Origin of the sequence: Bacillus sp. JJ1503 (assembly GCF_036965125.1) — a bacterium.
Lineage (GTDB): Bacteria > Bacillota > Bacilli > Bacillales > Cytobacillaceae > Cytobacillus.
On record NZ_JBALOZ010000083.1, the window covers coordinates 1 to 8,932 of the forward strand.

8 protein-coding genes are annotated in these 8,932 nt (G+C 36.6%); 4 read left to right on the forward strand and 4 right to left on the reverse strand.

All coding sequences use genetic code 11. From position 1 onward, the window contains the following. Nucleotides 1-296: 296 nt before the first annotated feature. The 3 genes from V7149_RS07490 to V7149_RS07500 all read right to left on the reverse strand — a co-directional run bounded on the left by V7149_RS07490 (nucleotide 297) and on the right by V7149_RS07500 (nucleotide 3,504). Nucleotides 297-2,072, reverse strand: a complete 1,776-nt coding sequence (locus V7149_RS07490; RefSeq protein ID WP_335345028.1) for an aminopeptidase P family protein — start codon at nucleotides 2,070-2,072, stop codon at nucleotides 297-299. Next, nucleotides 2,056-2,358 carry an ethanolamine utilization protein EutH gene (gene eutH / locus V7149_RS07495; protein WP_335345029.1) on the reverse strand — a complete coding sequence of 101 codons (303 nt, stop codon included), beginning with the start codon at nucleotides 2,356-2,358 and terminating at the stop codon, nucleotides 2,056-2,058. The genes V7149_RS07490 and eutH overlap by 17 nt, the downstream gene beginning before the upstream one ends. Before the next feature lie 255 nt (nucleotides 2,359-2,613). Next, nucleotides 2,614-3,504, reverse strand: coding sequence for a LysR family transcriptional regulator (locus tag V7149_RS07500; protein WP_335345052.1), 891 nt, complete (start codon nucleotides 3,502-3,504; stop codon nucleotides 2,614-2,616). A 266-nt stretch (nucleotides 3,505-3,770) separates the two neighbouring features. On the opposite strand from V7149_RS07500, the gene V7149_RS07505 reads away from it, so the two are divergent. Then, a complete protein-coding gene (locus V7149_RS07505; RefSeq protein WP_335345030.1) occupies nucleotides 3,771-5,252 on the forward strand; it encodes an SLC13 family permease in 1,482 nt (493 codons plus the stop codon). Between the two features lie 42 nt (nucleotides 5,253-5,294). Beyond that, nucleotides 5,295-6,536, forward strand: a complete 1,242-nt coding sequence (apgM, locus tag V7149_RS07510; protein WP_335345031.1) for a 2,3-bisphosphoglycerate-independent phosphoglycerate mutase — start codon at nucleotides 5,295-5,297, stop codon at nucleotides 6,534-6,536. A gap of 61 nt (nucleotides 6,537-6,597) precedes the next feature. Here the strand turns inward: apgM and V7149_RS07515 are convergent, their stop codons facing one another. Beyond that, nucleotides 6,598-7,527 carry a DsbA family protein gene (locus V7149_RS07515; RefSeq protein WP_335345032.1) on the reverse strand — a complete coding sequence of 310 codons (930 nt, stop codon included), beginning with the start codon at nucleotides 7,525-7,527 and terminating at the stop codon, nucleotides 6,598-6,600. A gap of 180 nt (nucleotides 7,528-7,707) precedes the next feature. On the opposite strand from V7149_RS07515, the gene V7149_RS07520 reads away from it, so the two are divergent. After that, nucleotides 7,708-8,277, forward strand: a complete 570-nt coding sequence (locus V7149_RS07520) for a TetR/AcrR family transcriptional regulator (protein WP_335345033.1) — start codon at nucleotides 7,708-7,710, stop codon at nucleotides 8,275-8,277. 241 nt (nucleotides 8,278-8,518) lie between these two features. Beyond that, nucleotides 8,519-8,932: nucleotidyltransferase family protein (locus V7149_RS07525; RefSeq protein ID WP_335345034.1), on the forward strand; the 414-nt coding region annotated here is incomplete at its 3' end.

An 8,932-nucleotide genomic window follows, 5' to 3' on the forward strand; every position in this document is an offset into this window, starting at 1 on the left:
TTTATTTGAATAAGATGAGGTAATTATTATTATTTATTTATCCACATTAAGATTTAACGGAGCTGTGAAAAAAATGTTCCTCTTATTAAATAATAAAAAAGGACAATATCTTCACATCGAAGAATATTGACCTCATAGGTATGATATATATTTATCTTTATAGGAAAAACGGTATTAGCCTAAATTATTAAATAAAAAACCTCAATTACTTATGGTACGGTTCTCCGTGACTAGTCTAAGTGCGGTTCTATTTTAATATTGGTGCTACATTCGAACTTGTATTCAGCAATACCTATTTAAATTTCCCTAGTTTCTTCCCTTAGCCAGACTCTCTCTTCTTCATTTAAATAAGGAGCTAGCTTTGTGTATACCTCTTGATGATAATTGTTTAACCATTGCTTTTCGCTCTCTGTTAACATATCTTTATTGATACCGGCTAAATCAATAGGGCAATACGTGATTGCTTCAAACTTCATAAATTGACCAAACTCTGTTTTCTCGTCTTCAACTACTAACAACATATTTTCAATTCTAATTCCGTGTTTACCTTCAAGGTATATTCCAGGTTCATTCGTAATAATCATGCCTTTTTCTAATATAACATTATTATTATTCCTTATGCTTTGTGGTCCTTCATGAACATTCAAGTAAAAACCTACCCCATGTCCTGTCCCGCATTTATAGTCCAAACCATACTGCCAAATTGGTTGTCTTGCTAAAACATCTAAATTAGAGCCTGTTGTTCCGTATAAATATTTTACTGAGCTTAATGCAATAAATCCTTTTAACACCAAAGTAAAATCTCTTTTTTGTTCATCGGTAAGTTTTCCTAAAACAATCGTTCTTGTAATATCTGTTGTTCCATCATAATACTGTCCGCCTGAATCAATTAAAAAAAGACCTTCATTCTTAAGAGTATATTGCGTTTCTTTATTGGCTTTATAATGCATCATCGCAGCATGTTCTTTATAACCTGCTATCGTATCAAAGCTAGGTCCAACATATCCTTCCTGTGCCCTTCTGAAATCTTCTAATCTTTCTTCTGCAGTAATCTCTGTAATTTCTTCTTTATCTACAGAGTTTTTTAGCCATTTAATAAATTTCACCATGGCTAAACCATCTTTTATTTCACACCATTTTAAATTTTTTATCTCGACTTCATTCTTAATAGCTTTTAAATTAGTCGTGATGTCAGGACTTTCAATTTTCTTTGTATTACTGTTAATGGCATTATATAATCTGATATTTGTTTTATTCGTATCTAAAATAATGGAATCTCCGCCTGAAAGATTTTCCAAGAATGTTTGTATTTCATGATTCGCTTTTAACTCGATTCCTTCAGCCTCCAGTTCTAATTTAACCAAAGGGGGAACCTTGCAAGAATCAATAAATAAATAACATTTATGTTCTGCTACGATTACATTAGCTATTACAATTGGATTGTTAGGCACATCGTCCCCTCTTATATTCAAAAGCCATGCAATGTCATCAAGGGAAGATAAAATATAATAATTTGCTCCTTTATTTTTCATTTCTTCTCTTACTTCATTTAATTTTTCTTCTCGTGATTTGCCTGCATATTTTACGTCATGGGTAAAAATTGGTCCTTTAGGAATCTCCGGTCTATCTTCCCACAGATCACCAATTAAATCTTGATTCATTTTTAATACGATTCTCTTTGCTTTTAGATCTTTTTCCATCTTTTTAACCATATTAATTGAAAAAACATTTCCATCAAAGCCCACAATGCTTCCTTCTTTAAGAACATCTGCTAGCCATTCTGAATAAAATGGTACCCCTGGATCCACCATTCTAAATAATCTGATTCCTGAGCTCTCAAGCTGCTTTTCGGCTTGAATATAGTATCTGCCATCTGTCCATAACCCAGCATCCTCTAATGTAATAACTACAGTACCTGCAGACCCTGTAAATCCTGATATCCATTGTCTACATTTCCAATGTTCTGCTACATATTCACTCTGATGTGCATCAAAACTGGGAATTATATAAGCATCCATTTGATTTTCTTTCATTAGCTGCCTTAACTTTTCGACCCTATCTCTGATATTCATTACTAATACCTCCATTTTCCTTAAAACTAAATTCTTTACTTTCACGGTCATACAGCCATACGGCTAGTATTATACTAATTATTCCGGCTGTAAGCTTTGATATTATAAATGCTCCTATCATTTCTGGTGCTACTCCTGACACAAATCCAAGTTGACCACCAAATATAAATGCTCCACTTACTCCAAAGGCAGTACATACCACTTTTCCTTTAGGATTCATTTCCTTATATGTTCCAAATATCAACAGATTACTAGCCAAACTTCCTAGAATGCCTGCTACTGACACTGCTAAATTTATTCTACCCCTAAAATAATGTCAAAAACAAATATAGGTACCAGATACCGCTATAGAATATTGCTCCTGCCGTGAACATCGCTTTCCCATACTTAGACATATAGTAGTAAACAACGTAGTACAATTTCACACACTACGCTGTTTACTAAAAGACAAATTATTCGTTTATTTTACGAGATTAATGCCATCAAAAAGAAAACCGCACCTACTTATGGGACGGTTCACCATATCGCACCCTATAAAATCTCAATTGGACTTCTGATCCAACATAGAAATAAATTTCATAGCTGCTGGTGAAAGGTGAACACCGCGTTGATAAACGTACCTAATTCCCCTAATAAATTTTACCCCTTGGATTGGGACCACGGTTAATAATCCATTTTTGATTTCTTGTTTAATGGCAAAGCTAGAGACGATCGATACACCGAGACCGTTAATAACACATTGTTTAATTGCTTCTAGGTTTCCTATTTCCATATAATTGGGGGAATTGAATCCGTATTTTTTAAATTCCCCTTCCAAATAAGTTCTGGTAGCTGATTTATTAGGCTTCAGGATCAGCGTTTCGGAGACTAAATCCTCTAAAGTACACTCAGTTTTCCCAGCAAGTCTGTGCTGGCTATTGACGATTAAAACAGGCTCATCTTGATAAAAAGTATTGAATTGAAAACGGTCTTCATCAATTGGTATGCGATCAGAAAGAACTAAAAACTCGACTTTGTTCGTCTCCAGCATATGTATTAAATGGTTGGAGGATGTAATATTCATGTTGATTTTGATGCCAGGGAATTGTTTGTTAAAGTCACTGAGGATGGCTGGAAGAAGGTATACTCCAACGAAAGTGCTCGCTCCGAAAGATAATGTTCCGTGAGCTAAATTGTCGAGTTGTTTAATATGCTCTTTGGATGAAGAAATGAGATTAATAATTTGTTCAGCATATGGTTTGAATTGCTCTCCCTGTTTTGTTAAGTATAGTTTTTTTCCTATTCGGTCAAAAAGAGGAAACCCTAAATCTCTCTCAAGACTTTGAATTTGCATGCTTACAGCCGGTTGAGAACAATAAAGCCGCTCAGCCGCCTCGGTAAAGTTTAAGCAATTCGATAATGTGATAAAGGTTTGGAGCTTCGTTAAGTTCATCACTAATCACCTTCTCCCAATAATAGCGTTTCCTTATGATTTATAAAAATTATATCAAATTTAATAATAGCATTTCCATGATAGTAAATGAGAGTAATATAAACGAATGCGACCCTATAGTGAAATAATTTTTAAAATGGGTCCATTCAAAAACTAGTTTAACTATAAGGTTTCCTTATGATTATCAAAATTAAATCAAATTGTATTATAGTTATAGCTTGAATATACTGAAAACGGATACATTACTAATTCAAGGGGGATTCGAGATGAGTGAGAACTCAACAAAAGTAGAAAAGGGTGAGCAACCGATTAAGAAGAAAGGCCGTTTTGAAGAAGGTATGAAGAAATGGGGAATTCCCATTGCCATTATTGCTGTTTTATTTTTATTATTCATGCCAACGCCAGAAGGAATGGAACCTGCGGCACAAAAATCGATCGCTATATTTACTGGTGCTTTGATCCTTTGGATAACAACTCCAATCCCAATATACTTGACATCGCTTCTTGCGATTCTGCTGCTTCCTTTAGTAGGGGCAGTTGAAGATCAGGAAGTTGCTTTTGGGACATTAGGGTTTGACGTTATTTGGTTAATGGTTTCCGCCTTCGTTCTAACTTCTGCCATGATGAAGTCAAATTTAGGTAGAAGATTCTCGCTGTGGATGGTCACGAAATTCGGAAAAACACCGACCAGGACGTTGCTTGTTTTAGTCATTATTAATTTTGTTCTGGCGTTTTTCGTACCTTCAACGACAGCACGAGCTACACTGATGATGCCTATTTGCTTGATTTTGCTAGAAGTCTATAAAGCTATTCCGGGAAAAAGTCCACTTGGTAAAGTTATGATGCTTCAAGGTCTACAAGCAGATGCCCTCGCTACTTCAGGTGTTATGACAGCTACTTCAGGTAATATTATTGCGGTCGGTTTCATCAACGAGCAAGCGGGCGGAGATATTGGTTATATGGATTGGCTTTTTGCCTCTATGCCTGCAGCCATCATCACGATGGGAATCACATTTATGATCGGGTTAAAATTATTCTCAATTAAAAATGAAGGTAATTTTGAAAATGTTATGGGGACGCTGAAGGGGGAATTGAAGAAATTAGGTTCTTTCTCTCTAGATGAAAAGAAAGCATCGGTCATCTTCATTCTTACTGTGCTCTTGTGGGCGACTGGCGATTATCATGAAGATTGGTTTGGTTTTGAAATTAGTACTGAACAGACTGCGGTTATTGCAGCACTCCTTTGCTTGCTTCCAAAAGTGGGAATGCTAGAGTGGAAAGATGCAAACATTAAATGGGAGCTTATGATTTTCGCAGCGGGTGCATATGCCGCTGGAAATGCATTAGACCAATCTGGTGGAGCCGTATGGATTATCAGTAAAGTAGTTGACGGTTTAGGGATTGACAAGATGAGCCATGCCATGGTTGCTGTAGTCGTCATATTCCTTAGTATGTACAGCCATCTCATCTTTACAAGCAAAACTGTAAGGGTAACGATTTTGATTCCAGCATTCATTGCTTTAGCTAAAACTTTAGGTATGGATCCTGTACCACTTGCACTTGCTGCCGCAATGACCATGACCTTTACGATTACACTTCCGCCGCATTCGAAGGTTAATACGATTTATTTTTCAACAGATTACTTTACAATAGTAGATCAAGTAAAGTATGCAGTTATTACATGTTTTATTGGTGCTTCCGTTATCAGTGCAGCCTATTTCACTTGGTTCAAAGTACTAGGATTATAAAATAATAGATAAGAAAACCTTGAATGATAATAGGAGGATATTATGTTAAAAAGAAAAGTCATCATGGCAATTGCTGACGGAGCAGGGGATCGTCCCCATTCTTTGTTAGGCGATAAGACCCCATTGGAATATGCGCGGACACCGAATCTGGATCGACTGGCTGCAGAAGGTATTACAGGTATGATGGATTTGATTTCTTCCGGCATTCCTGTGGGAACGGATATGGGACATTTAATTTTATTCGGTTATCAGCCTGAAGATTATCCCGGACGCGGACCTATTGAAGCGCTTGGAATCGGTATGGATGTCATGCCTTGTGATGTTGTGTTTCGATGTAATTTTGCTACTGTCGATGAGGAAGGAACCGTGGTCGATCGGCGAGCAGGACGGATTCGCGAGAAAACGGAAGAAATCGCTCAAGCTCTTGATGGGATGGAGCTTGAAGATGGGGTAGTCGTTCATTTTAAACCGGCTACGGAACATCGGGCTGTTTTAATCCTGCGTGGAAGTGGATTGAGTGATAAAATCAGCGATTCCGATCCTAAAGCTCCAAATGACGGTGCACCTTATCTTATAGTAGAACCGTTGGACTCTTCTGAGGAGGCTGAAAGAACAGCGTCTATTTTAAATCAGTTTCTTAAAAAAGCTCATGATATATTATCTTCCCATCCAGTGAATGAAGAGCGCATTGCCGAAGGGAAGCTGCCAGCTAATTTTATTCTGACAAGAGGGGCTGGACTGATGGTGCATCTTGAGCCTATCGTCCAACAGCTTAATATGAAAGGAAGCTGTATTGCCGGAGAAAGCACGGTATTAGGCGTTGCCCAGCTAGCTGGATTTAAGACTATAACAGATAGAAGCATGACGGGTAATATCGATACAAATATTGAATTAAAAGCTAAATTAGCTATCGAAGAAATTGCAAACAATGACATGGTTTACGTGCATATGAAAGCGCCAGATGTTAAAGGCCACGATAATGAACCGTTTGAGAAAGCTAGAGCAATAGAGCTGTTCGATCACATGGTTGGACTAATACGTGAGCAGCTGCCTGAAGATGTGTACTTAGCATTGGCTGCCGATCATTCTACACCTTGTGAAGTTGGAGAACATACAGGTGAACCAGTTCCGGTCGCCATTTATGGGCCAAGTATACGGAGAGATCGAAACCTACAATACAATGAGTTGGATTGTGCTTATGGAGGATTAGGGCATATCACGGGGAATGAATTCGTGAGAACACTGCATGGGTTAATGGGATACGTAAAAAAACAAGGAAATTAGGATGTTTTTTGGAAAAGGTGTAGCAAATAAGCTACTCCTTTTCCCTTAGTTAATGTCAACTTTATTTTGTAGATGTAAAATATAATTCCCCTAGAATTTCCTTCACTTGAAAACTGTTTGGCGAAAGTTCTTTTTCAATAAAAGCGTTAATAGCCGATTTTTCAACATCGTACATCACTTCAATTTCTTTCGAAAATAGCAGTTTTTCTTTTTCAAGTAAGTTAGAGAGGGTTGGTTGTTGTTTTGGTTGTAGTTCTTCGACATTTAGAGCCTTCTTTAATCCGTCAACATAGTATTCAAATGGACGGCCACCAACAATTTTTACGCCTTTATTTTCCTCATTGATCATAATAATGGTAGGAAAACCTCTGGCACCTAAGCTTCTAGTAAGAGCAAAATCTTCATTCAATAATTGTTGTCCGATTGGTTGTTCTGCTTCATTTACAATAGCCTCTCCATTAAGACCAAGTTTATTTACGATTTCAATCATAACTGATGTATCTGAAATATTTTGATTAAATGCGAAAAGTGCTTCTCTTGCACGGCGTAAATATTCAAATGCTAATGCATCACTATGATTTTTTTGAATCACTTTAAATACACGTGACGGTGGGTAGGATGATTGAACAGGATTATCAATCATTAAAGAGCCGTCAATAGGCATTCTTGAATATTCTCCAACTTCTCTCCAGTGACCAGCAACATCGGCTGGTTTATAAATTCCGTTTGCAGGATCGATTGGTCCATCGTGCCATTTTTCCAGCAAACCACCCATAACCGTGTGAAAATTAAAATAGTCTCCATACTGCTCTACAAAACGACGGAGATTAGGTTCAATTGCCCAGCAATGAGAACAAATAGGATCAGTCACATAATAAAGATTAACCGATTTTTTTGGCTGATTAAAATCAATAACCTCCATTTCCTCCTCGCCAGCTACACCGCATACACCTGTTTCTAAATCACAAATCATATTATTATTGTCCGTCATATTTTTTTCCTCCATTCATTTAATATCTACCTGTCTAAAATGTCTGAAAAATAAGCCTCTTATTTGCTTTACAATTGTATTTTAGTACATAATGAAAACCATCAATACCAATAGTTCATTGTATTTGTCGTTTATACAACACATTGAACAAATTGTTTAAAAAGTAGGAGGGAATTGTAATTGACTCAACCAAAGATTGATCCCCGAATTCTACGTACTCGTAAATTAATCATGGATTCCTTTATTGAACTTTCCGGTAAAAAAGAATTCAAGGATATTACCGTTAAGGATATTACAACAGAGGCTATGATAAACCGGGCCACTTTCTATTATCATTTTGAAGATATATATGACTTGTTAGAAAAGGTACTGTCAGAAGTACTCTTGATAAATTTGAATGGCAATATGTTCGAGAAAAATGAACTCAATGAAGAATCGATTATTAGTATTTTCATAGCGATCACGGACTTTCAAAAATCTTTATCCAATCGCTGTCATAGAGGATACGAAGATACCATTGCCCGTATTATTAGGGAACAACTCGAAATCATTTTTTACAAAATGCTACGAAAACAATATCAAAGTGGAGATGAGCAACCTCTAAAGATTACTGCTGCCATGTTAAGTTGGGGGCTTTATGGAGTATCTTTAGAATGGAGAAGAAGCGGTCAAAATACACCGCCGGAAGAATTTATCAAATTAGCCATCCCTTTTATCATGTCTGGGATTGATTTTGGGTCTAAGATCTAATTAAACAAGGTGATTATGATGATTAAATCTCCAAGCTGGTCGGAAAGGTTCGCAGAATCAAAAATATTTAATTGGAGCCTATGGTGTGCCTTCTTTTTGTTTATTGCTATTATTGCACTTATGCTATTTATGATAGGTTCCTTTCTTTTCAAAATTTATTTCTTCGATTATAGGTTTGATGATGGAGAACTCCATCCACCCATTGAGTCTATTCAAAAGCAATAATAAATAGGTGAATAAAATGATAATAAAAAATGAAGAAGATATCGTACAAATCATTTCCGAAGATGCCTGGATGATGGATTTATTAAAAACAGTAAAAACGTTGAGCCTACCCGATTGGTGGATATGTGCCGGCTTTGTGCGTTCGAAAATATGGGATGTGTTACACCATTTTTCGGAAAGAACACCCATCCCAGATATTGATGTCATCTATTATGATCCCGCAAATTTGGATGAATTAGAGGAAAAAATTTTAGAAGAAAAATTAAATCATCTCATGCCCGGTGTCCCTTGGTCCGTAAAGAATCAAGCAAGAATGCACGTGATCAATAATTTGCGGCCTTATACTTCTTCAGTCGATGGTATTTCAAAATTTCCAGAAACCGCTACAGCTTTGGGAGTTAAATTAGATGGAAATGACCATGTTATATTG